We start from the raw sequence: 26,289 nt of genomic DNA on the forward strand, positions 1-26,289 counted from the left end.
CGTCGCGGCCGCGTCCGCTGTCAGTCCGGGACTGCGCCGAGGGCCCGCAGCATGACTGGCTCCACAGCCGCGTACCCCGCCCCGTTGAGGTGGATGCCGTCGTCGGTGAGATCCCGCCGGAGCGCCCCCTCCGCCGTGGCGAGCGCCGGCCCGTAATCGACGAGGCGGGCGGGGCCCGCCGCGCAATAGCTGCGCAGCCATCCGTTCAGGGTGCGGATCCGCGCCACCGGGCGCAACTCGGGGCGCCAGCCCCAGAAGTCGCTCGGCATCACGGTGCCGATGGTGAGCGGCAGACCGGCCGCGAAGGCCATCCGCCCCATGGCGATGATGTTCTGGGCGATCGCCCGGTCCGGGACCGGGCCGCCGATCTCCGCGATGTCGTTGATCCCGCAGAGCAGGTGGACGCCGCGCGCATCCGCGGTGTCCCGGAGGAAGCGCGCCCGGATCTGCGCGCTCGTCTCGCCCGGCACCCCCCGGGCCACGAAGCCGTGTCGCGCGAAGGTCTCGGCCCGCACGACGCCCCAGGCGGCGGTGATCGAATCGCCGATGAACACGAGCGGCCGGTCCTGTCCGCGTCCCACACGTCCCCCATCGGCGCCGAGCCCGGGATCGGGCGGCGCCGCCTTAGCCCGGCGGGGTCGGGCACGCCACCGTCCGGAGCACGCCCATGTCGAGCCCCCTCCCGAATGCGCTGGATTCCTTCGCCGCCACATGCCGCCGCCTCGGGCCGCGGCTGATGCGCGATCTCGGCCTGAGTGACGTCCAGGCCGCCGGGCTCCTGGGCAATCTCGGCCACGAGACCGGCGGGTTCCGCCACCTCCAGGAGATCGCCCCTGCGGTGCCCGGCTCCCGCGGCGGATGGGGGCTCGCCCAGTGGACCGGCCCCCGGCGCGTCGCCCTGGAGGCCTGGTGCCGGGCGCGCGGCCTTGATCCCGCCGATCCCGAAGCAAGCTACGGCTATCTCTGCGCCGAGCTGCGCACCACCGAGGCGCCGGCCCTCGCCGCCCTGCGAACCACGACGACCCTCGCGGCCGCCACCGAGACGGTCTGGCGGCGCTACGAGCGGCCGGGCGTCGTCGCCCCCGCGCGCCGCCTCGCCTGGGCCCGCCGGGCGCTCGCCGCCCTTCGCGACGGCCCCGCCGCTCCGGCACCGGCCCGGCGGCCCGGACGGGCCTGACCGGCCCCGTCGCACCCGATCCCGAGCCGGCCGGGTCCGCCGCGCGCATAGCCACGGAGATCGACGATGATGCACCGTATCCGGGCGGGCCTCGCCCTCGCCTGCACGAGCCTGTCGCTTGCCGCGCTCGCCGAGCCGGCCGCCGCCCGTTCCGCCACCGACCTGGCGATCCCGTGGGGCGACTGGCTGGTCGGCCTGCTCCAGCCGGTGACCGCCGCCCTCGTGCCCCTCGCCGCCGCCGCCGTCACCGCCGGCATCGCCCGGGTCGCGCCCTGGGCCGCCTCGGTGCTCACCCGCGATCGGATCGAGGCCGCGATCCGCGCCGGGGCCGAGTTCGGGCAGAATGCCGTGGCCGGGGCCGCCCGGGGCCGGACCGTCGGCGTCGATGTCGGCGCCGCAGTGGTGGCCGCCGGCGCCCGTCACGTGCTCGCGACCGCCCCCGCGCACGTCGTCCGGAAGGCGGGCGGGCCCGAGGGCGTCGCCGCGCGGATCTTCCGGGCGCTGCCCCTCGATCCGCAGGCGAGCGCCGCCAACGTCCTCGCCCCGGCGCTGACCCAACTGCGCGAGCCGGACAAGCGCCGCGGCTGAGGCCGACGCCCCGGGAGCCCGTGGAACAGGGATCGACGCCATGAACACCGCCCGCACCACGACCCGCAGGGCCTCGGGACGGGCGGTCGAGCCCCCCGAGGACGGGGCCGGTCCCGGCGTCGCGCTGGGCGGCCGGCCCCGGACGATCCGCTTCCCGCCCTTCTGGCACGCGTGGTTTGCGCGTCAGACCGAGCCGCGGCTCGCCGCCCTCGACGAGCTGGTCGACGCGCATGTCGAGCGCCGGGCGCTGCGCCGCTACCTGCGGCGGCTGAAGCACGCGACGGTGTTCGCCTTCGTCGCCGCGGCGGCGGCCGCGCACTGGTTCTCCGATCAGGTCGCGTGGCTCGCCGCGCATGTCCCGGCCCTGCGGGCCCTCTGGAAGCTGCTGACGGGAGCGTGAGATGCGTCTGCGCTGGGACAGGGTTCTCGACCGGGCCTGGCTCGCCCTGGCCGCCGCTACGGCGGTGACGGTCGCCGTCCACGAGGGCGGCGCGGTCGGCCGGCGCGCCTGGACGCTCGGGTCCGGCGGCGGCGCGCTGGCCGCGCCGGCGGGACCCGGCGGGGTCAACCCGCCGGCCCGCGCCGCCCTGGCCTGCGGGCCCGCCCCCGCTCCGTCGCCATGACGGCGGTCGACGCGCCTGTGCGAAGCGGCCCGCGGCGTGGAACCGGGCGCCGCCTCGGCCGTCATGTCGGCACGATGCCGTCCGCCGCCAGATCAACCGCGAAGGGAATGTCCGGACCGACGCCGACAACCGCCGGGGTTGACGCACGGCTACGTATTCAGGACGCATTCAGTGCCCTGGGCGCACATCGTTCGCCAATGCGCTACGCCATCGCCCTCGTCGCCATCAGCCTGACCGCCGCGGCCCTCGCCGCGGGCGGGTTCGGCTCCATGGCGGATGACGGGCCGGCCCCCCAGACGGGCGCCGTCTCCAGCCAGGCGCCGCTGCGCATCGAGAGCTGCCTGTCCCCCGCCGACCTGCGCGAGGAGGTCGGCGAGCGGCGGGTGATCCCGCCCGTGGCGGCGATCCGCGCGGCCCGCACGGTGATCCCCCGGGCCGAGATCCAGCGGGCGAGCCTCTGCCGTCACGAGGGCGGCCTCGTCTATATGCTCACCGCCTTGCGCCGGGACGGGCATTTCGTGCACGTGATCGTGGATGCGCGCACCGGCACCGTGGCGGGACAGTATTGAGCGGGCGCCGCAACCGTGTCGGAGGGGAGTAAGCCGTGCGACTGCTCGTCGTCGAGGATGACAAGGACATCAACCGGCAGGTCGTGGCCGCGCTGGAGGAGGCCGGCTACGTGGCCGACAAGGCCTATGACGGCGAGGAGGGCGGCTATCTCGGCGAGAGCGAGCCCTATGACGCCATCATCCTCGACATGGGCCTGCCCAAAGCCGACGGCGTCACGGTGCTCCAGAAGTGGCGCCGGGCCGGCGTGAAGACGCCGGTGATCATCCTCACCGCCCGGGACCGCTGGTCCGACAAGGTCGACGGTTTTGATGCCGGTGCCGACGACTACGTCACCAAGCCCTTCCACATGGAGGAGCTGATGGCCCGCGTCCGGGCGCTGCTGCGCCGCGCCGCCGGACACGCCACCAGCCAGATCGCCTGCGGGCCGGTCACCCTCGACACACGCTCCGGCAAGGTCTTCGTCGACGGCGCCCAGGTGAAGCTGACGAGCCACGAGTACCGGCTGCTCTCCTACCTGATGCACCATACCGGCCGGGTCGTGTCCCGGGCCGAACTCACCGAGCACCTCTACGATCAGGATTTCGACCGTGACTCGAACACGATCGAGGTGTTCGTGGGCCGCCTGCGCAAGAAGCTCGCGGTGGACCTGATCCAGACCGTGCGCGGCCTCGGCTATCTCGTGGATCCCAACCAGCCGCCGGCGCGGATGTGAGCGCGGCCGCACGTTCCGGCACGCTGCCGGCCGTCTTCATGCGCGGTGGCACCAGCAAGGCGCTGATGCTGCACCGCCGGGACGTACCGGGAGATGTCGCCGCCCGGGAGCCGGTCTTCCTCTCCACCATGGACAGTCCCGACCCGTTCGGGCGGCAGCTCAACGGCATGGGCGGGGGCGTCTCGTCGGTGTCGAAGACCTATGTGGTGGAGCGCTCCGCGCGGCCGGATGCCGACATCGACGACACCTTCTTGCAGGTCGTGGTTGGCGACGGCTGGCGGGTCGCGCGCGGCGCGTTCGTCCGCACGGCGCGCCCGCTGATGCGGGGCGCCGTGTTCGACGATGCGCCGCCGCCCGTCTGAGCGACCGACGCATCCATGATCGACCTCATCGGCCTCTTCTCCCTGCGCCGCCGCTCCATCGCGGTGCGGCTCGCCGTGTCGGCGTTCCTGTCGAGCTCCGCGATTCTGCTGATCGCGGCCTGGATCCTCACGACCCTCTACCGCGAGAACACCGAGCGCTCCTTCGACAGCCGGCTCCTCGTCTTCGCCAACAACCTCGCCACCGATCTCGTCTCGCCCAACGATCCCGAGAGCCGGACCTTCTCGCTGGGCGATCCGCGCTTCGACCTGCCCCTGTCCGGCTGGTACTGGCAGGTCGGCAAGCCCGACGCGAAGCCGCGGGACGTGCGCACCTCCCGCTCGCTGGTCGGCGTGCCGCTGCCGGCGGCCACCGATTCGGACGGCAAGGCCGGCGTCGGCCAGATCCGCCAGGGCTACGGCAAGGGGCAGGACGGGCGCCTCCTGCGCATCATGGAGCGCGACGTCGATCTCGGCGAGGAGGGCCGCTACACGGTCCGGGTCGCGGGGCCCGCCGACGAGATCGTCAACGACGTCGACCGGTTCCGCAATTCGCTGACCATCACCTTCGGCCTGCTGGGCCTGTCCCTGGCGATCACAACCCTGCTGCAGATCCGGTTCGGCCTCGCGCCGCTCAAGAAGATGCGTGCGGCGCTGGGCGCCGTGCGCCGGGGCGAGGCCGACCGCATCACCGGCACCTATCCCCGCGACATCGCGCCGCTCACCGGCGAGGTGAACCTTCTGATCGAGACCAACCGGGAGATCCTGGAGCGCGCCCGCACCCAGGTCGGCAACCTCGCCCACGCCCTGAAGACGCCGCTCTCGATCATCGTCAACGAGGTCGGCGCCTCCGATGCCCCCGAGGAGCTGACGCACAAGATCCGCGAGCAGGCCGCGGTGATGCGCGATCAGGTCAATTACCATCTGGACCGGGCGCGGGCCGCGGCGCTCGCCGGCACGCTCGGCACCTCGACCGAGGTGGAGCCGGCGCTGGCCGGCCTCGTGCGCACCTTCGGGAAGATCTACCGGGACAAGGATATCGCCTACGACGTCCACGTGCCTCCCGGCCTGCGCTTCCGCGGCGAGCGCCAGGACTTCGAGGAGATGGTCGGCAACCTCGTCGACAACGCGTCGAAATGGGCCCACGGCCGGGTGGCGATCCGGGCCGAGGCGGTCGACAAGGACGATTATCCCCACCTCGTCGTCGCCATCGAGGATGACGGCCCCGGCCTGCCGCCGGAGGCCCGCCAGGCCGTGCTCGGCCGGGGGCGGCGCCTCGACGAATCGAAGCCCGGATCCGGCCTCGGCCTGTCGATCGTGGCCGACCTCGCCGCCCTGTACCGGGGGCGGTTCACCCTGGAGGAGGGAGCGCTCGGCGGCCTGCGGGCGGTGCTGGAGGTGCCGGGCGACCTGCCCGTCGGCACCGCGACCCACTGAGGCCGTCCGCGAGTTCCGCGAGGGGTCGGTGTGAGGTCGACGCGGCCTCATGGCCCAGCCCAGGCCCTTGTCATCGTGGGAGAGTTGCGTGACACCGTGCCGCCGTCGGGAGGCGTCGTGGCATCACGCTGCCGGCTCCACAGGGCGTGGGGAGGGGCGGGCCGGTCCGGCTCGTTGGCGGAAAGGTCCATGACGGCGATCTGGTTCATTCTGGCGGCCATGACCGCGGCGACCGTTCTCGGCCTGCTCTGGCCGATGTCGCGGCGCGCCGCCGTGCCGACCGGCGAGGCGGGCGGGAGCGGGCTCGCCACCGAGACCGCCTTCTACGAGGATCAGATCGCCGAGATCGACCGCGACTTCGAACGCGGCCTGATCGCTCCGGACGAGGCCGAGACCGCCAAGGCCGAGGCGGCCCGCCGCCTGCTCCGGGCAAGCCGCGAGGCGCAGCGCGAGGCCGAGGATGCCGGCCTCGTCGAGGCCGCGCGCCCGGCCGAGCCGCGCCTGCGCCGGCGGCGGGCCGCCTCGGCCTTCGCGCTCTCCACCATTCCCCTCGTGGCGCTGATCGCCTACGGCCTCTACGGCTCGCCCGAACTGCCCGCCCAGACGGAAGCCGACCGGCAGGCCACCCGCGGCGGGGCCGACGAACTCATGAAGGCTGTGGGGCAGATCGAGGCGCGCCTCGCCCGGGACCCGAACGACGCCCGCGGCTGGGCGGTGCTCGCCCCGGTCTACATGCGCACCGGCCGCTTCGACGATGCCGCCCGCGCCTACGCCAACATCGCGCGCCTGAAGGGCGAGACCGCCGACACCCTCGCCGATCAGGCCGAGGCCCTCACGGCGGCCGGCGACGGCACCGTCTCGCCCGAGGCCAAGGCCCTGTTCGAGAAGGCCCAGGCCAAGGAGCCGAACGCCCCGAAGCCGCGCTTCTATCTGGCCCGGGCGGCCGAGCAGGCCGGCGATACCGGTGAGGCAATCCGCCAGCTCACCGAACTCGAGGCCAGCAGCCCGCCGACCGCCCCCTGGCTCGGAATCGTCAAGCAGAGCCTCGCCCGCCTCAAGGGCGAGCCGCCGCCGCCCCCGACGACGCCCCAGGCCGCCCCGAAGATCCCGGCCGAGCAGCAGGCGGCGATCCGCGGCATGGTCGACGGTCTCGATGCCCGTCTCAAGGCCGGCGGCGGCACCTCCGACGAATGGCTGAGGCTCGTCCGGTCCCGGGTGGTCCTCGGCGAGCCCGATCAGGCGGCCGCCGCCCTGGCCCGGGCCCGGACCGCCCTCGCGGGTGACCCGCAGGGGCTCGCCCAGGTGGAGCAGGGCGCCCGCGCCGTGGGACTCGGCGCGGAGGGCGCGGCGCCCGGGCCCGCCGGGTCGGGTGAGGCCGGCCCGACCGCGCAGGCCGAGAAGGAGGCCGCGATGGCGGCGGTGCGCGCCATGCCGCAGGCGGAGCAGCAGGCGGCGATTCGCAGCATGGTCGAGGGGCTCGACCGGCGCCTCGCCGCACGGGGCGGCACGCCGGACGAGTGGATGCGCCTCGTGCGCTCCTACAGCGCGCTGGGCGAGCGCGACCAGGCCGTGAAGGCCCTCGACCGCGCCCGGATGGCGCTGGCCGCCAATAGCGACGCGGTGGCGCGGCTCGACGGACTCGCCCGGGAGCTGGACCTCGCCGCCAAGCCGAATCCCTGACAAGCTCGATCCGCGACACGGCGAAATCGTGAGGCCGCCTGCGCGGGACGGGGCCCGTACGACAATCGGTCCTGATGCCCGCCCTTGACCCGCGGGCGCCTGGAGCCGACACCCTCAAGACTAGAATGAGAACGGTTCCGGTCGGGGCGGGTCTCCGCGCGCCGGACCGCGGGGTGGAAGTATCGTGACGCGTAAGAAACGCCGCCTGATCCTGATCGCCGCCTGCGGCAGCGTGCTGGCGCTCGCCGTGGGGCTGATCCTGTACGCCATGAGCGGCTCGATCGTGTTCTTCCGCTCGCCCACCGACATCGTCCAGCAGGCCATCGCCCCGGGTACGCGCCTGCGGCTCGGCGGTCTGGTGAAGGACGGCTCGCTCAGGCGCGGCCCGGACCAGACGGTCGATTTCGCCGTCACCGACACGAACGCCACCGTCGCGGTCCACTACAAGGGGCTGCTGCCAGACCTGTTCCGGGAAGGGCAGGGCGTGGTCGCCGAGGGGGTCCTGGAGCCCGGCGGCGAGTTCCGCGCCGACACGGTGCTCGCCAAGCACGACGAATCCTACATGCCCCGCGAGGTGGCCGACGCGCTGAAGGCGCAGGGGCGCTGGCAGGAGGGGGGGCCGAACAAGGCGGCCCCGGCGCCGAAACCCGCTACGGCGGCGGCGGACAGCACCCTCGGCCCCCGCAGCGAGCGGTGAGGGAACCCGCATGATCGTCGAGACCGGTCACTTCGCCCTCGCGCTCGCGCTGGCGATCTCCCTCGTCCAAATGGTGATGCCGATCTGGGCGGCACGTTCGGGCGATCCGGCCCTGCGCCAGACCGCTTCGCAGGCGGCGCTCGGCGCCTTCGCCTGCGTGCTGTTCGCATTCGCGGCGCTCACCTGGGCGCACGTCACCTCCGATTTCTCGGTCCAGAACGTCGTCGAGAATTCGCACACGCAGAAGCCGCTGATCTACAAGCTCTCCGGCGTCTGGGGGAACCACGAGGGCTCGATGCTCCTCTGGGTGCTGATCCTCACGCTGTTCGGCGCCTGCGTGGCCGCCGCCAAGAACGCGGTGCCGCCGCGGCTGCGGGCCAACACCCTGGGCGTGCAGGGGCTGATCACCTTCGTGTTCGTGCTGTTCATCATCACGACCTCGAACCCGTTCACCCGCGTGATCCCGGCGCCGCTCGAGGGCAACGACCTCAACCCGCTGCTGCAGGATCCCGGCCTCGCGATCCATCCGCCGCTCCTCTATGTCGGCTATGTCGGCTTCTCGATCAGCTTCGCCTTCGCGGTGGCCGCGCTGATCGACGGGCGGATCGACGCCGTCTGGGCGCGGGCGGTGCGGCCCTGGACGCTGACCGCGTGGTGCTTCCTGACCCTCGGAATCGCGATGGGCTCCTATTGGGCCTATTACGAACTCGGCTGGGGCGGCTGGTGGTTCTGGGATCCGGTCGAGAACGCCTCGCTGATGCCGTGGATCGCCGGCACGGCGCTGCTCCACTCCACGGTGGTGATGGAGAAGCGCGACGCCCTGAAGGTCTGGACGGTGCTGCTCGCCATCCTGACCTTCTCGCTCTCGCTGATCGGCACCTTCCTGGTCCGCTCCGGGGTCATCACCTCGGTGCATTCCTTCGCCACCGACCCGACCCGCGGCGTCTTCATCCTGGCGATCCTGGTGCTGTTCATCGGCGGCTCGCTGACGCTGTTCGCGTGGCGCGCGCCGCTGCTCCGGCAGGGCGGTCTGTTCGCGCCGATCTCCCGCGAGGGCTCGCTCGTCCTCAACAACCTCTTCCTGGTGGCGGCCTGCGCCACCGTGCTGGTCGGCACCCTCTACCCGCTGGTGCTGGAGATGCTGACCGGCGAGAAGATCACGGTCGGGCCGCCCTTCTTCAATTCCACCTTCGTGCCGCTCGCGATCCCGCTGCTGCTGATCGTGCCCGTGGGGCAGGCACTGGCCTGGAAGCGCGGCGACGTGCTCGCCGCCGCCCAGCGCCTCTTCGCCGCGCTGGCGGTGGCCCTGGTCGTCGGCTTCGTGGTCCTGGCCCTCACCTGGGGCGGCCCGGTCCTGGCACCGGTGGGGATCGGCCTCGGCGCCTATCTGCTGATCGGCTCCGTTCTGGAGATCGTCACCCGCGCCCGGGGCTACGGGGCGAGCCGGGCCCGCTCGCTCGGCCAGATCGGGCGCCGCGCCGTCGGCCTGCCGCGCTCGGCCTGGGGCACCGCCATCGCCCATGCCGGGGTCGGCGTGGTGGTGCTGGGCATCGCCGCACAGGGCTGGGCCACCGAGGGCTTGGCGACCCTCAAGCCCGGCCAGACCCTTGCGACGGGGCCCTACACGGCCACCCTGGACCGGGTCGCGCCGCGCAAGGGACCGAACTACGAGGAGGCCGCCGCCTACCTGACGATCCGCACCCGCGCCGGCGACGAGGTGGGCCAGGTCGAGACCGGCAAGCGCTTCTACCCGAGCCGCAAGATGGCGGTGACGGAGTCCGGGCTGCTGACGATCGGCGCCAGCCAGGTCTATGCGAGCCTCGGCGAGATCGGCCAGGACGGTGGCGTCGGCCTGCGCCTCTACTACAAGCCGCTGGTCCTGCTGATCTGGCTCGGGGCGGTGGTGATGGCGGTCGGCGGCGGCCTGTCTCTGACGGACCGGCGGATGCGCGTGGGCGTCCCCGCCAAGGCGAAGGCGCGGCCGCTCCCCGTTGCGGTGCCGGCCGAATGATGGCGCGCCGCTCCCTCCGACCGGCCCTGGCGGCGCTGGCCCTGCTGGCGTCGCTTCCCGCCCACGCGGTCCAGCCCGACGAGGTGCTGAAGGATCCCACCCTGGAGCACCGCGCCCGGGAGATCTCGGCCGAGCTGCGCTGTCTCGTCTGCCAGAACCAGTCGATCGACGATTCCGACGCGCCGCTCGCCAAGGACCTGCGCCTGATCGTGCGCGAGCGGCTGCAGAAGGGGGACAGCGACAAGGCGGTGCTCGACTACGTCGTGGCGCGCTACGGCGAGTTCGTGCTGCTGCGCCCGGTCTTCGCGCTGCACACCCTGCTGCTCTGGCTGACCCCGGTTCTGGCGGTGCTGCTGGGCGGCTTCGGCCTGTGGCGCCTCGCCCGCCGCCGGCCGCCCGCACCGGTCCGGACTCTGTCGGCCGCCGAGCAGGCGGAGGTCGCGGCGCTGCTGCGACGCGATTAGAATTGGGGGCGGTAGCGATTCGCCCGCCCCATTCGGCACGAGTCTTGGATCGGGCTTCGCAGACCGCATGATCGGCGACGCGCCCCGGGGCAGGACGATGACGGCCGCTACGCTCACCATCTCGAGCCGCAATTATTCCTCGTGGTCGCTGCGGGGCTGGCTGATCTGCCGGATGGCCGGTCTCGACTTCCAGACCGAGGTCCTGTCCGGCACGGATGCCACCAGCCGGGCGGAGCTGCTGCACCTGTCGCCGTCGTTCCTGGTGCCGCGCCTGCGCCACGGCGACGTGGTCGTCTGGGACACCCTGGCCATCGCCGAATATCTGGCCGAGACTTTTCCCGCGGCCGGTTTCCTTCCCGGCAACGCGGCGGAGCGCGCCCATTGCCGGTCCATCTCCGGCGAGATGCATTCCGGCTTCGTCAATCTCCGCTCGGCCCTGCCGATGAACCTGCGTGCCTTCCACCCTGACTTCCGGGTGTTCAACGGCGCGAAGGCCGACATCGAGCGTATCGTGACGATCTTCGACGATTGCCTGGACCGCTACGACGGGCCGTACCTGTTCGGAGCGCGACCGTGCCTGGCGGACGCCATGTATGCCCCGGTCTGCACCCGCTTCCGCACCTACGACGTCGCCCTGCCGCCCCGCGCCGCCGCCTACCGCGACACGATCCTGCACTGGCCGCTGATGGTGGAATGGGCGGAAGCCGCTGCCGACGAGCCGGACGAGATCGAGGAACTGGAGATGGAGTTCTGACGAGCCGCCTGCTTGGCCTCCGGCCTGCGCAGGTCGTCCCTGCAAGCGGGGCGCGCAGGCAACCCGGATGCCCTCCCTCGGTCGCTCCCTGTCGCCGCCGGACGAAGGCGACCTACGCACCCTACGATCCAGGGTGACGGGACACGAGCCAGCGTCGCGGAGGTGCATGGCTCGCGCCGCTCGGAAAGGCAGAGGCGGACGATCGAGCAGATTCACCGTGTGGATGCAATTTATTGCAGGGCACAAATTCATGTTGCGCCGCACGCAGATGTGGTCCGTCACCGCTCCGATTCAAAAAATTAATTTCTGACAAAGAATTAGCCGGAATTGGCCGAGGCGCGGTCGGCCGGGTTACAGCTCGACAAACGTCCTTTGTCGAGCGACCGGACTGCGCGATTGAAGCCAACCGGCATTTCTGTTCCTCTTCGCATTAGAACAGGAACAGACTGGGCTGGAAACCATGGCGCGTCACGAGCCCTGGAGCGCGGAGCGCGCATCCGGGATCATCGCCGAACACACCCATCTCGAAGGGGCCACGCTGCCGATCCTGCACGCGCTGCAGGAGACGTTCGGCTACGTGGATTCCGGCGCCGTGCCGCTGATCGCGGACGCGCTGAACCTGTCGCGCGCCGAGGTGCACGGCTGCATCACCTTCTACCACGATTTCCGCGCCCACCCCGCCGGCCGCCACGAGGTGAAGCTGTGCCGGGCCGAGGCCTGCCAGGCCATGGGCTCCGACAAGCTCCATCGCGAGATCCTCGGCCGCCTCGGCTGCGGCTGGCACGAGACCACCGCCGACGGCAGCGCCACGGTGGAGCCGGTCTACTGCCTCGGCCTCTGCGCCAACGGTCCCGCCGCGCTGGTGGACGGTGAGCCCGTCGCGCACCTGACCGCCGACGCCCTCGAAGCTGCACTGACGGAGGTGCGCCAGTGAGCGTGACCCTCTACATTCCCCGCGATGCCGTCGCCCTCGGCCTCGGCGCCAACAAGGTCGCCCGCGCGCTGTTCGCCGGCGCCGAGCGCCGCGGTCTCGACGTCACCATCGTGCGCACCGGTTCCCGCGGCCTGTTCTGGCTGGAGCCGATGGTCGAGGTCGGCACGCCCGAGGGGCGCGTCGCCTACGGCCCGGTCAAGCTGGCGGATATCGACGCCCTTCTGGATGCCGGCCTCGCCACCGGCGGTGACCATCCCCTGCGCCTCGGTGATCCTGAAAAAATCCCCTACCTCGCCCGGCAGCAGCGGCTGACCTTCCACCGCTGCGGCGTGATCGATCCGGTCTCCGTGGACGATTACCGGGCCCATGGCGGCTATCGCGGCCTCGAGGCCGCGCTGAAGCTCGATGCCGAGGGCATCGTCGCGGCGGTGCGCGATTCCGGCCTGCGCGGCCGGGGTGGTGCCGGTTTCCCGGCCGGCATCAAGTGGAACACCGTGATGCTCGCCAAGGCGGACCAGAAGTATGTGGTCTGCAACGCCGACGAGGGCGATTCGGGCACCTTCGCCGACCGGATGATGATGGAGGGCGACCCCTTCAACCTCATCGAGGGCATGACCATCGCGGCCGTCGCGACCGGTGCCACCCGCGGTTACATCTACCTGCGCTCCGAGTACCCGCAGGCGTTTGCCACCCTCAAGGAGGCCATCGCCAACGGCGTGACCGCCGGCGTGCTCGGCGAGAATATCCTGGGCTCGGGCAAGACCTTCCACCTGGAAGTGCGCCTCGGCGCCGGCGCTTATATCTGCGGTGAGGAGACCTCGCTGCTGGAGAGCCTCGAGGGCAAGCGCGGCATCGTCCGCGCCAAGCCGCCGATCCCGGCGCTGAAGGGCTTCCTCGGCAAGCCGACGCTGGTCAACAACGTCATGACCTTCACGGCCGTGCCGTGGATCCTGGAGAACGGCGCCAAGGCCTACGCCGATTACGGCATGGGCCGCTCGCTCGGCACCCTGCCGATCCAGCTCGCCGGCAACATCAAGCACGGCGGCCTGATCGAGATGGCCTTCGGCATCACCCTCCGGCAGGTGATCGAGGATTTCGGCGGCGGCACCCGTTCGGGTCGGCCGGTCCGGGCCGTGCAGGTCGGCGGGCCGCTCGGGGCCTACTTCCCCGACCATCTCCTCGACACGCCCCTCGACTACGAGGCGATGGCGGCCAAGAAGGGCCTCGTCGGCCACGGCGGTATCGTGGTGTTCGACGACACCGTCGACATGGCCGCCCAGGCCCGCTTCGCCTTTGAGTTCTGCGCCACCGAGTCCTGCGGCAAGTGCACCCCCTGCCGCATCGGCGCCACCCGCGGCGTCGAGACCATGGACAAGGTCATCGCCGGCATCCGGCCGGATGCGAATCTCAAGCTGGTCGAGGACCTCTGCGAGGTCATGACCGACGGGTCGCTCTGCGCCATGGGCGGGCTCACCCCGATGCCCGTCATGAGCGCGATCACCCATTTCCCCGAGGATTTCAGGCGCGCCGGCGATCTGCCGGCCGCGGCCGAGTAAGGAGGCGTCGATGGGCCTGATCAAGGAGATCGACTACGGCACGCCGATCCGCGTGGCGGAGCAGACCGTCACGCTGACGATCGACGGCATGTCTGTGACGGTGCCGGCGGGCACCTCGGTGATGGCGGCGGCGATGCATGCCGGGACGCAGATCCCGAAGCTCTGCGCCACCGATAGCCTGGAGCCGTTCGGCTCCTGCCGCCTCTGCCTCGTGGAGATCGAGGGCCGGCGCGGCACCCCGGCCTCCTGCACGACCCCGGCCGAGAACGGCATGGTCGTCCACACGCAGAACGAGAAGCTCGCCAAGCTCCGCAAGGGCGTGATGGAGCTCTACATCTCCGATCATCCCCTGGACTGCCTGACCTGCGCGGCCAACGGCGATTGCGAGCTGCAGACGCAGGCCGGCGTCGTCGGCCTGCGGGACGTCCGCTATGGCTATGACGGCGACAACCACGTCAAGCCGAGCGCCGAGAAGTATCTGCCGAAGGACGAGTCGAACCCGTACTTCACCTACGACCCGTCGAAGTGCATCGTCTGCAACCGCTGCGTGCGCGCCTGCGAAGAGGTCCAGGGCACCTTCGCGCTGACCATCGCGGGCCGCGGCTTCGACAGCCGCGTGGCCGCCGGCCCGACCAACTTCTTCGAGTCGGAATGCGTCTCCTGCGGCGCCTGCGTGCAGGCCTGCCCGACTGCGACGCTTCAGGAGAAGTCGATCCACGAGTACGGCCAGCCCGAGCACGCGGAGGTGACGACCTGCGCCTATTGCGGCGTCGGCTGCTCGTTCAAGGCCGAGATGCAGGGCGAGCGCGTCGTCCGCATGGTCCCCTACAAGGGCGGCAAGGCCAATGAGGGCCATAGCTGCGTGAAGGGCCGCTTCGCCTACGGCTACGCCACCCACAAGGACCGCATCACCAAGCCGATGATCCGTGAGAAGATCACGGATCCGTGGCGCGAGGTCTCCTGGGAGGAGGCCATCGACCGGGCCGCGAGCGAGTTCAAGCGGATCCAGGCCAAGTACGGCAAGGATTCGGTCGGCGGCATCACCTCGTCGCGCTGCACCAACGAGGAGGCCTACCTCGTCCAGAAGCTCGTGCGCGCCGCCTTCGGCAACAACAACGTCGATACCTGCGCCCGCGTCTGCCACTCGCCGACCGGCTACGGCCTGATGTCGACGCTGGGCACCTCGGCCGGCACACAGGACTTCAAGTCGGTGGAGCATTCCGACGTGATCCTGGTGATCGGCGCCAACCCCACCGACGGCCATCCGGTCTTCGGCTCGCGGATGAAGAAGCGCCTGCGCCAGGGCGCGAAGCTGATCGTCGCCGATCCGCGCAAGATCGACCTCGTGAAGTCGCCCCACATCAAGGCCGATTATCACCTGCCGCTGAAGCCCGGCTCCAACGTCGCCTTCATCAACTCGCTGGCGCACGTGATCGTCACCGAGGGGCTGATCGACGAAGCCTATGTCCGCGAGCGCTGCGACCTCGCCGAGTTCGAGTCCTGGGCCCGGTTCATCGCCGATGAGCGGCACTCCCCGGAGAGCCAGCAGCCCTTCACCGGTCTCGACCCGGCGGAAGTCCGCGGGGCGGCCCGGCTCTACGCCAAGGGCGGCGCGGCCGGCATCTACTACGGTCTGGGCGTCACCGAGCACAGCCAGGGCTCGACCATGGTGATGGGCATGGCCAACATCGCCATGGCCACCGGCAACATCGGCAAGCTCGGCGCCGGCGTGAACCCGCTGCGCGGCCAGAACAACGTGCAGGGCTCCTGCGACATGGGCTCGTTCCCGCACGAGCTCACCGGCTACCGCCACGTCTCGGACGACGCCACCCGCGAGAGCTTCGAGGCCCTCTGGGGCGCCAAGCTCGACAACGCGCCGGGCCTGCGCATCACCAACATGCTCGACGAGGCCGTCGAGGGCTCGTTCAAGGGCATGTACATCCAGGGCGAGGACATCGCGCAGTCCGACCCGGACACGCACCACGTCACCTCGGGCCTGATGGCGATGGAGTGCATCGTCGTCCAGGATCTGTTCCTGAACGAGACCGCCAAATACGCCCACGTCTTCCTGCCGGGTGCCTCGTTCCTGGAGAAGGACGGCACCTTCACCAACGCCGAGCGCCGCATCTCGCGGGTCCGCAAGGTGATGGCCCCGATGGGCGGCTATGGCGACTGGGAGGGCACCGTGCTGCTCTCCAACGCGCTGGGCTACAAGATGGAGTACAGCCACCCGTCCGAGATCATGGATGAGATCGCCTCGCTCACCCCGAGCTTCACCGGCGTGTCCTACGCCAAGCTCGACGAGCTCGGCTCGGTGCAGTGGCCCTGCAACGAGAAGGCGCCACTCGGCACGCCGATGATGCACGTGGATCGGTTCGTCCGCGGCAAGGGTCGGTTCATGATCACCGAGTTCGTGGCCACCGAGGAGCGCACGGGGGCGAAGTTCCCGCTGATCCTCACCACGGGCCGGATCCTGTCCCAGTACAATGTCGGCGCGCAGACCCGGCGCACCGAGAACTCGCGCTGGCACGAGGAGGACGTGCTGGAGATCCACCCGTTCGACGCGGAGCTGCGCGGCATCGTCGACGGCGATCTCGTCGCCCTGGAGAGCCGCTCGGGCGACATCGCCCTCAAGGCCAAGATCTCCGAGCGGATGCAGCCGGGCGTGGTCTACACGACCTTCCACCACGCCAAGACCGGCGCCAACGTCATCACCACTGACTACTCGGACTGGGCGACCAACTGCCCCGAGTACAAGGTGACGGCGGTGCAGGTCCGGCGGACCAACCGGCCCTCCGACTGGCAGGCGAAGTTCTACGAGGAGGACTTCTCCCTGACCCGGATCGCCAATTCCCAGGGCACTGCGCTCGACGCGGCGGAGTAAGAGTATCCGATGAGTGCCGTGACGCAGGCGGACAAGCTCGTCCGCATGGCCAACCAGATCGCCACCTTCTTCCGGTCCTACCCGGAGGAGGAGGCGGTCGCCGGGGTCCAGAAGCACATCAAGGCGTTCTGGACGCCCAAGATGATCGCGCATCTCGAGGCCGCCCTCCCGGAGCAGGGCGACCGGGTCGACAGCTACGTGCGGCGGGCGTTGCAGGGCGAGGAGCCGGCGGCCGACAGCCCGGTGCGGCCCGCGACCCGGGATCCGCAGCTCGCGGGGGCGGGCGCCAGCGACGCGGGCTGACCGATCGGCACTGGTCCGAGGCTTCGGGCTCTGACCCGGCCGGAGCCGAGCGGCGAAGGATCACGCGAAACGCCCCCCTCTTCCGACCGGGAGAGGGGGGCGTTTCGCGTCTGGCCTGTGCAGATGGGTGAAGGGGGGCTGGCGCTGACGAGGTGCGCCGACATCGGGCGCGTCTGAAGGGCGCCTGCGCCGTCATGCGATGGCCGCCCGATCTGGGCGGCCATCGCCCCGTTGGACCCGGCGACGTCGGTCGCCGGGCCTGCCGATGTCAGTTCTTGAGGGCGACCGTGAAGTCGGCCTCGGTCTTCTTGCGGATCTCGTCCTCGGTGACGCCGTCGGCGAGTTCGATCAGCGTCATGCCGCCGTCGCCCTTCTTGTCGATCGCGAACACGCCGAGATCGGTGATCACCAGATCGACCACCTGGGTTCCGGTGAGCGGCAGGTCGCAGGCCTTGAGCAGCTTCGGGCTCTCGGTACCGTCCTTGTTCTTGGCGACGTGCTCCATCACCACGACCACGCGCTTCACCCCGGCCACGAGGTCCATGGCGCCGCCCATCCCCTTCACCATCTTGCCGGGGATCATCCAGTTGGCGAGGTCGCCGTTGCCGGCCACCTGCATGGCCCCGAGGATCGACAGGTTGATGTGCCCGCCGCGGATCATCCCGAAGGAATCCGCCGAGGAGAAGTAGCTCGTCGTCGGCAGGGCGGTGATCGTCTGCTTGCCGGCGTTGATCAGGTCCGGATCCTCCTCACCCTCGTATGGGAAGGGGCCCATGCCCAGCATGCCGTTCTCCGACTGGAGCTGCACCGACATGCCCTCGGGGATGTAGTTCGACACCAGCGTCGGGATGCCGATGCCGAGGTTCACGTAGAAGCCGTCCTCCAGCTCCTTGGCGGCGCGCGCCGCCATCTGCTCACGGGTCCAGGCCATCGTTCTCGCTCCCTTCCCGTCCGGTCAGTGCGTGCCGCCGCCGGCCGCGGCGGCCGGGGTCGCATCGTTGCGCTTGCGCGTCGTGCGCTGCTCGATGCGCTTGTCGCGCACGCCCACGTCGACGATGCGCTTCACGAAGATGCCGGGCGTGTGGATCGTGTCCGGATCGATCTCGCCCGGCTTCACGAGATGCTCGACCTGCGCCACCGTCATCTTGGCGGCGGTGGCCATCATCGGGTTGAAGTTGCGCGCGGTCATCCGGTAGCGCAGGTTCCCCTCGGTGTCGCCCGTATGGGCATGGACCAGGGCGAGGTCGGCGAACAGGCCGCGCTCCATGACGTAGTGCTCGCCATCGAACTCGCGGACCTCCTTGCCCTCGGCGACCTTGGTGCCGACGCCGGTCTTGGTGAAGAAGGCCGGGATGCCGGCGCCGCCGGCGCGGATCCGCTCGGCGAGCGTGCCCTGCGGGTTGAACTCGATTTCCAGCTCGCCACCGAGATATTGGCGGGCGAATTCCTTGTTCTCGCCCACGTAGGACGAGATCATCTTCCGGACCTGACGGGTGTCCAGAAGCTTGCCGAGGCCGACCCCGTCGATGCCGGCATTGTTCGAGACGACGGTGAGACCTTTGACGCCCGAGAGGCGCACCGCCTCGATCAGCTCGTCCGGGATGCCGCAGAGGCCGAAGCCGCCGCACATCACCATCATGTCGTCGTGCAGGAGGCCGGCCAGGGCCGCGGCGGCATCCGTGTAGACCTTCTTCATCGAACCGTCCTTTTCCCGCCGGACCCGACCGGCCGAAACCTGGGAAGTGCGTGTCCTCGCGCCTGCTCTCCCCGATTCCGCGCGTGAAATCCAGTGGTGCGCCGCACCGGTCCGCGCGGACGCGGGCGATCCGTAACCGGCACTGCGTTGGGGAGGGCAGGGCGGCCCTGCGCGGGCGCGGCAGACAAAGCCGGCCAAGGACGCTAAATTGCTCACTCGACGTGCAGACCCTGCCGGGCCGCGGCAGCCCGAGGGGCCGGCGCGGCGCCCGGCTTCCGGTTACAGCCGCCGCCCCTTCGGAGCATGATGTCGCTGCGCCGCCCGATCTTCGTCCTCGCTCTCGGGAGCCTGATCGCGGCCGGCCTCGGCCTGCGCGATTGGCCCCTGGAGGACGGCCGGGTCACGGCCTACGCGCGCCGCGCCTTCGACGCCTACGGCCTGGGCCTGACGCTGCAGGGCCCCGCGAGCGTCGCGGTGCTGCCTTGGCCGCGCCTGACCCTCGACCGCGTCCGGCTCGCCGCCGGTTCCGACGGACCGGTCCTGGCGGATGCGGGCCGCCTGACCCTCGACCTCGACCCGCTGAGCCTCCTCGGCGGGCGCGCGGCCGTGAGCGGGCTTCGCCTGGAGGGTGCGCGGCTGTCGGATGACCCCGCCGGCTGGGACGCCCCCCTCGCGCGCCTCGCCGAGCAGGCCCGGTTCGGCGGGACGGCCCGGCCACGCCGGATCGTCGTGCGCGACGCGCGCCTCGCCGCCGGCGACACGGCCCGGGACATCGACCTGGACATCGCGTGGCCGCTCTGGGGAAAGACCGCCGAGGGCCGCGCCAGCTTCACGTGGCGGGGCGTGCCGACCCGGATCACCCTGACCCACCTGCGTCCGGCCGAGCTGGCCCAGCGCCGCCGCAGCCCGTTCACCGCGGAGGTCACGTGGCCGGACGGCAGCCTCGCGGCGGACGGAACGATGGCGCCGCCCGCGGAGGGGAACGCGCTGCCCGTCCTGTCCGGGCAGGTCCGGTTCGAGACGCGATCCCTGCCGGAGAGCCTGGCCTGGATCGGCCGTGATGTGCCGCTGGCGCCGCTCGCCGGCGCCTTCTCGATCGACGGCCGGTTCGAGACGGCGGAGCGGTCCATCTCGTGGCCGAGCCTGCGCATCGGCCTCGGTCAGAACGTGCTGGAAGGCGCCGGCGCCGTCGCCTTCGGACCCGGCAAGGCGCCGCGCCTCTCGGTGCAGGCGACCCTGGCGGCCGAGACCCTCGACTTCACGCCGCTCGTCGAGGATCTGACCCGGCTCCTCGATCCCGCCCCGGTATCCGTCGCCCTGGCGCCGCTCACGCAGGGCGACCTCGACCTCCGCCTGTCGGCGGCGGAGGGCCGCGCCGGCGCCGTTCGGGTGCAGGATCTGGCGGCGAGCATCCTGGTGCGGGATACCGCCCTTGAGGTTGCGGTGAACCGGGCCCGGATCCAGGACGGCACGTTCAAGGGGCGCGTGAACCTGACGAGCGGGACCGATCCGGCCGCGACGGAGCTGCGCACCCAGGGGAGCCTCGACCGCGTCGATCTCGGTGCGCTCCTCGGCGAGATCGGCGCGGCCCGCTGGGTGGTCGGGCCCGTCCAGGGGCATTTCGCCCTCGAATCCAGGGCGCGTGACACGGTCGGCCTCCTGGCGCATCTCGGCGGACGGGCCACGCTCGCCATGGATGGCGGCGCCATCGCGGGCCTCGATCTCGCCGACGTCGTCCACCGCAACGGTGCCGTGGCGTCCGGAGCTCTGGCGCGCCGGAACGGCCGGACCGCGTTCGAGCGGGCCGTGGTGACGCTGCGCTTCGTCGACGGTGTCGGCGAGATCGCCGAGTCGGGTCTTCTGGGGCCGAGTGTCGGCGCCACCCTTCACGGCCAGGTGTCGCTGCCGGAACGGCGACTCGACGCCAGGGGCGATCTCGTTCTGCGGCCGCCCGGCGATTCCGCCCGCGGGATCCTGTTCGCGGTGACGGGCCCCTGGAACGCCCTGACGGCTCAGACGGCCGCCCACAGCGAGCCGTCCGATCCGGCCGGCCGGATCGGGGATGCGATGCTGCCCGATCCTCTCAAATTGCCCGCCACCCTCGGCCTGCCCGGCAGTGTCCGTGCCTTCGCGCCGTGACGGTCGCGCGTTGGCGCCGGCCCCGGCCAAGCTCTAAGATCGGATCCCGATCGCCGTCATGATCCCCATGCGCCGCCTGCTCATCGAGGAACCCGTCACCCGCGCAGGGCCTCTGGCCCGGCGGCTCGCCGTGTTCTCCGTCATCGCCACCGGCATCGCCCTGATCTTGGTCCGAGACCCGCGTGCCGACACCGACGCGGCGCTCGCGGCCCTGGTGGCCGGGTTCGGGGTCGCGGTGCTCGCCGCGGCGGCTGCGGTCTTCGCCTTCGTGCGGGTCTGGCGCGAGGGGGCTCGCGGTCTCGGGGCCGCCCTCGCAGGGCTGATCCTCGCGCTGGCGGTCCTCGGCTATCCCGCTTTCCTGGGCTTGCGCAGCCTGCGGCTGCCGGCGCTGTCCGACATCACCACCGACATCGACAACCCACCCGCCTTTTCGCGCTCGCGGGCGGCCTTCGCGGCTCGCGGCGGCCGCTACCCGGCGGATCCCGGCCCCGCGATCCGCGAGCGCCAGCGCGGCGCCTATCCGCAGATCGCGCCCCTGACCCTCGATATCGGCGCCGACGAGGCCTTCGAACTCGCCCGGCAGGCGGCGCTAAAGCGGCACTGGCAGATCGTCGAGGCGATCCGGCCGGGGGGACGCACCGGGAACGGTCGGATCGAGGCCGTGGCCCGCGGTCTGATCCTCAACCTGCCCGGCGACGTCACCGTGCGTATCCGCCCCCGCGCGGACGGGGCGCGGATCGATGTGCGCTCGGCCTCGCGCCTCAGCGGCCGCGATTTCGGCAGCAACGCGGACCGGATCCGGGCCTATCTCGACGACGTCGCCAACCTCGCCCTCGCGGTGAAGTGACCCGTCGCGTCCCTCAGGCCGGCGCGTAGGTGCCGTCCAGCCGGGGGGCGCCGTCGCAGGTTGCGCGCCCGCGTCCGACAAGATCCTCCAGATGGGCGAAGACCGACAGCGCCGCGGCGCCGCGGAGACGGGGATCGAGCCCCTGGTAGATCGCCGCGACGATGTCGGCGATCCGCCTGTCCCCGGCCGCCAGCCGCGCGCGGATCGCCGCTTCGCGCTGGCGGCGGTGCCCGGCCAGCCCGCGCAGGAACCGGGCGGGCTCGCATACGGGTCCGCCATGGCCCGGCCAGTACACGGTCTCGTCGCGCCCGCGCAGCTTGTCGAGGGAGTCCATGTAGGCCCGCATCGCGCCGTCCGGCGGGGCCACGATCGTGGTCGACCACGCCATGACGTGGTCTCCCGAGAACAGCGCCTGCGCTTCCGGCAGCGCGAAGGCGAGATGGTTCATCGTGTGGCCGGGGGTCTCGACGGCCACGAGGGTCCAGCCTCGACCGGACACGGAATCGCCCTCCGCCATGATCCGCTCGGGAGCGTGAGCCCGGTCGGCGCTGGCATCGAGCATCGGCGCTTCCGCCTCCGAGAGCGCGCGTGCGGCCCTGTGTGGCCCGCATCCGACGATTGGCGCGCCGGTGCGGGCAGCGAGGAGCCGCGCGCCCGGAGAATGATCACGATGGGTGTGGGTGACCACGATGGCCTCCACACGCTCCCCAGCGAGGTCCTGAAGCAGCGCCTCGATATGCACCGGATCATCCGGGCCCGGATCGAGCACCGCGACGCGATCCTGGCCCACCACGTAGGTGCAGGTGCCGCTCGCCGTGAAGAAGCCGCCGTTCGGCGCGACCCGGCGGCGGATCAACGGGGCGACCGGCTCTAGCCGCCCGGCTGGGGGCATCGAACGATCGAAGGTCAGGCTGTTCTCGTCGGCGTCCGCCATCGCGATCCCATGCGATCGACACGGCGTTTCCTTGGACGGTTCGACGCCGCGTGGCAATCGGCTCGGAGGCCGCGATCCGACGTTCCGGGCATTCCCCGCGTATCCGGCAAGTTCCGATGTCGCAGACGCGCTCTGCGACCGGATGACCGCCCCTGCACCGACCTCGCCCCCTGGAGGCGGCCCTCGGTCTGGGCGTGACGCTTACGGGCCAGACCGCGACGAAGGACGTCAGCCCTGGCGGCGGGTCTGTCGAGCGCGCACGCGGACCGGTACGGGCGCCGGTGCCGGCAGGAGACCGAGCGCTGCCGCGCGCAAGGCATCGCCGGTTCTATCGACGAGATCGGCGAGGCGCACCGCCAGCGCGGCGGCCTTCGATCGAACGGCACTCTTGGCAGATTGCAGCATCGCAAATCCCGGATCGAGCCTGGAGACCTCTCTTCGAACGCTAGCGCCCCTGTCTCGTTCCGTCACCCCTTGACGCGGACAGCGCACGAACCCCCCGCTCCCCAGGGGACTTCGCGATCGGGGCGGAACCGGAGCGAAACCTTGGCGTTTTCGTGTTCAGAACGACGCGGCCCGCCCGCGTTGAGACTTTCGAAGGATCTGAACGATGCTCGGTTGGGCCGTAACTTTTCTCGTCGTCGCCCTCGTGGCCGCTCTGCTTGGCTTCGGCGGCATCGCCGGCACGGCGATGGAAGCTGCCAAGCTGGTATTCTTCGTGGCCATCGTCCTCTTTGCGATCTCGGCGGTCGTGGGACTGATGCGGGGCCGCTCGCCGACACTTTGAGGAACGACCGGAGACGCCGGCCCCGATCCCGGGCCGGCGCACGGCGCGATGAGAAGCCGCCGCCCCGTTCGGCGGCTTTTTCCGTCGTGTCGGTCCGCATACTGGGCTCGAGACGGTTCCGTCTGGCCGAGGCGGGGGTATCGGGATGGGCGTCCGCTGGATCCGGGGTCGAGGGCTCTCGACCGTCAGGCTTTGCGGTCGGCGCTGTCCAGCTTCGCGATCAGTTCGGCAAAGCGGTCGGGCACCGGTTGCTGCGTGACCGTGTCGTACATCGCGCGCAGCTGCGTCGCGATACGATTGCGGGTCTGGTCGCTCAGGCCGTTCTTGGTCCGGTGGTCGGTGGTCTGGTCAGGGGTGTCGAAAGGTTGCTGATCGACGGCGCCGTCCTGGCCCTCCGACGAGCGATTCGAGACAGTCTCGGCATGCGAATAGCGCGCGCGAAGACCTCCCTCCTTTCCCTGGTCCACCATCAATAGGCCCCTTGTTGCCGAAGTCGGCTCGGCCGCATTGTGCTGCGGCTCGACATACGCCATGGCTGCGGCGGCAACGCCTGCCCGCCGGGATCGGTTCCGCCGGGGGGTGGAACGGAGTGCGGGCCTCCGCGTTGGGCGGTAGGCTGCGCAGGACACAAGCCGGCCCCGGCAGGACTTCGGTAAAGGACCGAGGCGTTCGCGGCCGGGCAACACGGCGAGGCACAGGGGATCGAATGTCGACATCGCAACTCGTGGTACAGCACCTGCCGTACCTGCGCCGCTACGCGCGGGCGCTCACGGGTAGCCAAGTGGCGGGCGACGCGTATGTCGCTGCCACCCTGGAGACCCTCGTCAACGAACCGGACACGCTCGGCCGGAGCACCAACATCAAGGCCGATCTGTTCCGTGTCTTCACGCGGATCTGGAACTCGCTCTCGGTGAACGGCCGCAGCGAGCAGGTTCAGCACGATCTGCCGGCGGAGGTCCGTCTCGGCCAGATCACGCCGCTGCCGCGGCAGGCGTTCCTGCTCTCCTGCCTCGAAGGCTTCTCCGAGGAAGATGCGGCTATCATCCTGGGCGTCGACGTCTCCGAGGTCCGTGACCTCGTGGACGAGGCCGGCCGCGAGCTGGCCGCCGACATGGCGACCGAGATCCTCATCATCGAGGACGAGCCGCTGATCGCGATGGATCTCGAGGCCCTCGTGGAGGGTCTGGGTCACAATGTCATCGGCGTCGCCCGCACCCGCACCGAGGCGATCAAGATCGCCGGCGAGGGTAAGCGTCCCGGCCTGATCCTGGCGGACATCCAGCTCGCCGACGGCTCCTCGGGTCTCGATGCCGTGAACGATCTCCTGAAGACCTTCGAGGTCCCGGTGATCTTCATCACGGCCTATCCGGAGCGGTTCCTCACCGGCGAGCGTCCCGAGCCCGCCTTCCTCATCGCGAAGCCCTTCCAGCCGGCGAATGTCTCGGCGGTGATCAGCCAGGCGCTGTTCTTCCAGCAGACGGCCCGTCGGCGCGAAGCCAAGACGGCCTGAGAGGACGGCCTGAGCCGGGCTCGGCGGTTCTCGCCGGGCTGAACCGGTCCCAGGCCGCCTCCGAGCCTCGATGACGACAAAAACCCCGGCTTGCGCCGGGGTTTTTTGTTGTCCGTGCCGGAGACCCGGACATCCCGGATGCAGGCGCAAAAAAACGGGCCGGAGAAGTCTCCAGCCCGTCGCGAAGGTTCCGGCCGATGCACAAGGGGAATGCGGGGAGGACCAGGTGGCCGGGTGCAGAGAAAACGGATGCCGGACCGGGAGGTTCCAGAAAACGCACTTTTTCTGATGCGGTGGCCTTTTGGCCACATGTGGATGGTGTGGATTGCGGGCGTGCGCCGCCGCACCAACGGCCGGGCTGTCATCGAATACTCAGGATACGTAGGCGCGTCACAGTCTAGGAACCTGCGATTGCAGGGCGCGTTATACGAACATCCTGTCAAGCTCTCGCATGAGGTCGGGGCAATGCTGCGGTCTGGTTTCCTCCTGGGCGTGAGTGCTCCTGCCGCTCTTCTCACCGTCCTCGTCCAGCCGGTCGTGCGCGACACGGCGGATCGTTGGGTGCCCCCGGTGCCCACCGCCCAGACGGCGCAGATTCCGCTGCCGGGGATGCGGCCGGTCTCCATCGCGCTCAGCCCGACGCGGGTCGCGGGCGTTCAGAAGGCCGACGGTCGGATTGCCCCGGTCGCAGGGGAAGCTCAGGATCTGGAGATCAAGCCGATCCTGCGTCAGCCGCCCCGGCGTATGGTCCGCGAAGGCTGCGAGACGGCTCTGAGCTCCCTGGTCGGGCCCGAGGCGCGCCGCATGACCCCCGGGCGTTGCATTTCCTGATCGTTGCCCCCCGGATCCCGTAACGCAAAAGGCCCCGTCACCATGGCGGGGCCTTTTGCGTTGGTGTGCCGTGTTGGCATTGCCGAAACGAAAACGGCGCCGGTCCGAAGACGCGGCGCCGCTACGCGATACGCGTGAGCCGATGCCTCACTCGGCCCGGCCTGTCCCCGTGGACTGACCGCCCTTGCGACCGGCGGACGAAGCCAATTCGCGATCCTGCGAAAAGGAACGCTTCTCTGCCGGCACGCTGCGGCCGCCCTTGCTGGCGATCTCGCGCTGCCGCTCGAGGTTCATCGAGGCAAAGCCCCGCTTCGAGGTCGAATTTCCGGATGCCATCAGTTCCTCCTCAGGCTTCGCTTCACCCCGCAACAACCTTCAGCAATAACCAAGGTTCCTATCCCGAGACCTGCTCAAGCTTCCGCCAGCTAAGCTTGGCAGCAACCCGGACTTGTGTCGGGCGTTGGTCGACGTTCGACCTTGGTCGACATCCGCGGCCGTGTCGGCATGACCGGAGCCACGGCGACTTGGTCCGGGAGGCGGTGCGACAGTGCGACCGCGGAATGAGATGGGGTATCGCGCATGACGAACCGCAACATGGTCAAGGATCCTGCCCCGGGCACGGCGACGGAGCGGCCGAACACGCCGCCGATGCCGCCGATGCCGGCCCCGGAAGATTCCGCTACGCCGACCACCCGTGAGGAGCCCACCGACTCGCCCCATCTGAATGCCAGCCTCAAGCGCGAAGCGCCCGCTCCCGGGCGCCAGGGCCTCTCGACCGAGCGCTGATCCAGGTCGA

29 protein-coding genes are annotated in these 26,289 nt (G+C 70.8%); 23 read left to right on the forward strand and 6 right to left on the reverse strand.

Going from position 1 to position 26,289, the window contains the following annotated elements; translation table 11 throughout:
- Positions 1–20: 20 nt before the first annotated feature.
- Entirely contained in the window at positions 21–581 is a 561-nt protein-coding gene (locus P9K36_RS27925) for a GDSL-type esterase/lipase family protein (RefSeq protein WP_236961821.1), read from the reverse strand.
- Between the two features lie 86 nt (positions 582–667).
- On the opposite strand from P9K36_RS27925, the gene P9K36_RS27930 reads away from it, so the two are divergent.
- From P9K36_RS27930 to P9K36_RS28010, 17 genes are all read left to right on the forward strand, one after another.
- Positions 668–1,177: a phage tail tip lysozyme gene (locus P9K36_RS27930; RefSeq protein WP_278306270.1), complete on the forward strand. Its 510-nt coding sequence runs from the start codon at positions 668–670 to the stop codon at positions 1,175–1,177.
- A 66-nt stretch (positions 1,178–1,243) separates the two neighbouring features.
- Positions 1,244–1,765 (forward strand): hypothetical protein, encoded by a 522-nt coding sequence (locus P9K36_RS27935; protein WP_111473446.1) that lies wholly within the window; start codon positions 1,244–1,246, stop codon positions 1,763–1,765.
- Between the two features lie 40 nt (positions 1,766–1,805).
- A complete protein-coding gene (locus P9K36_RS27940) occupies positions 1,806–2,165 on the forward strand; it encodes a hypothetical protein (RefSeq protein WP_043387337.1) in 360 nt (119 codons plus the stop codon).
- Between the two features lies 1 nt (position 2,166).
- Positions 2,167–2,388 (forward strand): hypothetical protein, encoded by a 222-nt coding sequence (locus P9K36_RS27945; protein WP_075381255.1) that lies wholly within the window; start codon positions 2,167–2,169, stop codon positions 2,386–2,388.
- Between the two features lie 197 nt (positions 2,389–2,585).
- Positions 2,586–2,957, forward strand: a complete 372-nt coding sequence (locus tag P9K36_RS27950; protein ID WP_043354854.1) for a PepSY domain-containing protein — start codon at positions 2,586–2,588, stop codon at positions 2,955–2,957.
- Positions 2,958–2,992: 35 nt separating this feature from the next.
- Positions 2,993–3,670: a response regulator transcription factor gene (locus P9K36_RS27955; protein WP_012321897.1), complete on the forward strand. Its 678-nt coding sequence runs from the start codon at positions 2,993–2,995 to the stop codon at positions 3,668–3,670.
- On the forward strand, positions 3,667–4,032 hold the full coding sequence (locus P9K36_RS27960; RefSeq protein ID WP_236961813.1) for a PrpF domain-containing protein: 366 nt from the start codon (positions 3,667–3,669) through the stop codon (positions 4,030–4,032). The genes P9K36_RS27955 and P9K36_RS27960 overlap by 4 nt, the downstream gene beginning before the upstream one ends.
- Positions 4,033–4,047: 15 nt before the next feature.
- The gene (locus tag P9K36_RS27965) at positions 4,048–5,466 is read left to right on the forward strand and encodes a sensor histidine kinase (protein ID WP_043349505.1); all 1,419 of its coding nucleotides are present in this window, start codon (positions 4,048–4,050) and stop codon (positions 5,464–5,466) included.
- Between the two features lie 189 nt (positions 5,467–5,655).
- A complete protein-coding gene (gene ccmI / locus P9K36_RS27970; protein WP_111473445.1) occupies positions 5,656–7,146 on the forward strand; it encodes a c-type cytochrome biogenesis protein CcmI in 1,491 nt (496 codons plus the stop codon).
- A 184-nt stretch (positions 7,147–7,330) separates the two neighbouring features.
- The gene (ccmE, locus tag P9K36_RS27975) at positions 7,331–7,843 is read left to right on the forward strand and encodes a cytochrome c maturation protein CcmE (protein WP_111473444.1); all 513 of its coding nucleotides are present in this window, start codon (positions 7,331–7,333) and stop codon (positions 7,841–7,843) included.
- Positions 7,844–7,853: 10 nt separating this feature from the next.
- On the forward strand, positions 7,854–9,854 hold the full coding sequence (locus tag P9K36_RS27980) for a heme lyase CcmF/NrfE family subunit (protein WP_043760138.1): 2,001 nt from the start codon (positions 7,854–7,856) through the stop codon (positions 9,852–9,854).
- Positions 9,854–10,318 carry a cytochrome c-type biogenesis protein gene (locus tag P9K36_RS27985; protein WP_043388082.1) on the forward strand — a complete coding sequence of 155 codons (465 nt, stop codon included), beginning with the start codon at positions 9,854–9,856 and terminating at the stop codon, positions 10,316–10,318. The genes P9K36_RS27980 and P9K36_RS27985 overlap by 1 nt, the downstream gene beginning before the upstream one ends.
- Positions 10,319–10,415: 97 nt before the next feature.
- Complete coding sequence (locus P9K36_RS27990) at positions 10,416–11,072, forward strand: glutathione S-transferase family protein (RefSeq protein ID WP_043349495.1); 657 nt, start codon at positions 10,416–10,418, stop codon at positions 11,070–11,072.
- A gap of 460 nt (positions 11,073–11,532) precedes the next feature.
- Positions 11,533–12,006 (forward strand): formate dehydrogenase subunit gamma, encoded by a 474-nt coding sequence (locus tag P9K36_RS27995; protein WP_010684574.1) that lies wholly within the window; start codon positions 11,533–11,535, stop codon positions 12,004–12,006.
- Positions 12,003–13,562, forward strand: a complete 1,560-nt coding sequence (locus P9K36_RS28000; protein ID WP_043760140.1) for a formate dehydrogenase beta subunit — start codon at positions 12,003–12,005, stop codon at positions 13,560–13,562. Before P9K36_RS27995 ends, P9K36_RS28000 begins: the two co-directional genes overlap by 4 nt.
- 10 nt (positions 13,563–13,572) lie before the next feature.
- On the forward strand, positions 13,573–16,446 hold the full coding sequence (gene fdhF / locus P9K36_RS28005; protein ID WP_043349489.1) for a formate dehydrogenase subunit alpha: 2,874 nt from the start codon (positions 13,573–13,575) through the stop codon (positions 16,444–16,446).
- Positions 16,447–16,455: 9 nt separating this feature from the next.
- A complete protein-coding gene (locus P9K36_RS28010) occupies positions 16,456–16,749 on the forward strand; it encodes a formate dehydrogenase subunit delta (RefSeq protein WP_043349488.1) in 294 nt (97 codons plus the stop codon).
- Between the two features lie 268 nt (positions 16,750–17,017).
- Here P9K36_RS28010 and P9K36_RS28015 read toward each other — a convergent pair whose 3' ends face one another.
- Together P9K36_RS28015 and P9K36_RS28020 are read right to left on the reverse strand one after the other, a co-directional pair.
- Positions 17,018–17,680, reverse strand: a complete 663-nt coding sequence (locus tag P9K36_RS28015) for a 3-oxoacid CoA-transferase subunit B (protein ID WP_043349486.1) — start codon at positions 17,678–17,680, stop codon at positions 17,018–17,020.
- A gap of 24 nt (positions 17,681–17,704) precedes the next feature.
- The gene (locus P9K36_RS28020) at positions 17,705–18,445 is read right to left on the reverse strand and encodes a CoA transferase subunit A (protein WP_043349483.1); all 741 of its coding nucleotides are present in this window, start codon (positions 18,443–18,445) and stop codon (positions 17,705–17,707) included.
- A 303-nt stretch (positions 18,446–18,748) separates the two neighbouring features.
- Here P9K36_RS28020 and P9K36_RS28025 point away from each other — a divergent pair, with 303 nt between their 5' ends.
- Both P9K36_RS28025 and P9K36_RS28030 read left to right on the forward strand, forming a co-directional pair.
- Positions 18,749–20,584, forward strand: a complete 1,836-nt coding sequence (locus tag P9K36_RS28025) for an AsmA-like C-terminal region-containing protein (RefSeq protein WP_244447713.1) — start codon at positions 18,749–18,751, stop codon at positions 20,582–20,584.
- Between the two features lie 67 nt (positions 20,585–20,651).
- Positions 20,652–21,431 (forward strand): DUF1499 domain-containing protein, encoded by a 780-nt coding sequence (locus P9K36_RS28030; RefSeq protein ID WP_043349473.1) that lies wholly within the window; start codon positions 20,652–20,654, stop codon positions 21,429–21,431.
- A 13-nt stretch (positions 21,432–21,444) separates the two neighbouring features.
- Here P9K36_RS28030 and P9K36_RS28035 read toward each other — a convergent pair whose 3' ends face one another.
- Positions 21,445–22,365 carry an MBL fold metallo-hydrolase gene (locus P9K36_RS28035; protein ID WP_043760142.1) on the reverse strand — a complete coding sequence of 307 codons (921 nt, stop codon included), beginning with the start codon at positions 22,363–22,365 and terminating at the stop codon, positions 21,445–21,447.
- 610 nt (positions 22,366–22,975) lie between these two features.
- On the opposite strand from P9K36_RS28035, the gene P9K36_RS28040 reads away from it, so the two are divergent.
- Positions 22,976–23,152 (forward strand): DUF1328 domain-containing protein, encoded by a 177-nt coding sequence (locus P9K36_RS28040; RefSeq protein WP_007568853.1) that lies wholly within the window; start codon positions 22,976–22,978, stop codon positions 23,150–23,152.
- Between the two features lie 185 nt (positions 23,153–23,337).
- Here P9K36_RS28040 and P9K36_RS28045 read toward each other — a convergent pair whose 3' ends face one another.
- Entirely contained in the window at positions 23,338–23,685 is a 348-nt protein-coding gene (locus P9K36_RS28045) for a NepR family anti-sigma factor (RefSeq protein ID WP_236961801.1), read from the reverse strand.
- 173 nt (positions 23,686–23,858) lie between these two features.
- On the opposite strand from P9K36_RS28045, the gene P9K36_RS28050 reads away from it, so the two are divergent.
- The gene (locus P9K36_RS28050) at positions 23,859–24,662 is read left to right on the forward strand and encodes a response regulator (protein ID WP_043349459.1); all 804 of its coding nucleotides are present in this window, start codon (positions 23,859–23,861) and stop codon (positions 24,660–24,662) included.
- Between the two features lie 249 nt (positions 24,663–24,911).
- On the forward strand, positions 24,912–25,493 hold the full coding sequence (locus tag P9K36_RS28055) for a hypothetical protein (RefSeq protein ID WP_278306271.1): 582 nt from the start codon (positions 24,912–24,914) through the stop codon (positions 25,491–25,493).
- A 147-nt stretch (positions 25,494–25,640) separates the two neighbouring features.
- Here the strand turns inward: P9K36_RS28055 and P9K36_RS28060 are convergent, their stop codons facing one another.
- The gene (locus P9K36_RS28060; RefSeq protein WP_043349455.1) at positions 25,641–25,829 is read right to left on the reverse strand and encodes a KGG domain-containing protein; all 189 of its coding nucleotides are present in this window, start codon (positions 25,827–25,829) and stop codon (positions 25,641–25,643) included.
- A 243-nt stretch (positions 25,830–26,072) separates the two neighbouring features.
- Here P9K36_RS28060 and P9K36_RS28065 point away from each other — a divergent pair, with 243 nt between their 5' ends.
- Positions 26,073–26,279, forward strand: coding sequence for a hypothetical protein (locus tag P9K36_RS28065; protein ID WP_053609227.1), 207 nt, complete (start codon positions 26,073–26,075; stop codon positions 26,277–26,279).
- Positions 26,280–26,289 lie beyond the last annotated feature (10 nt).

The sequence above is a fragment of the Methylobacterium sp. 391_Methyba4 genome (assembly GCF_029691625.1).
Taxonomy (GTDB): Bacteria; Pseudomonadota; Alphaproteobacteria; order Rhizobiales; family Beijerinckiaceae; genus Methylobacterium; species Methylobacterium fujisawaense.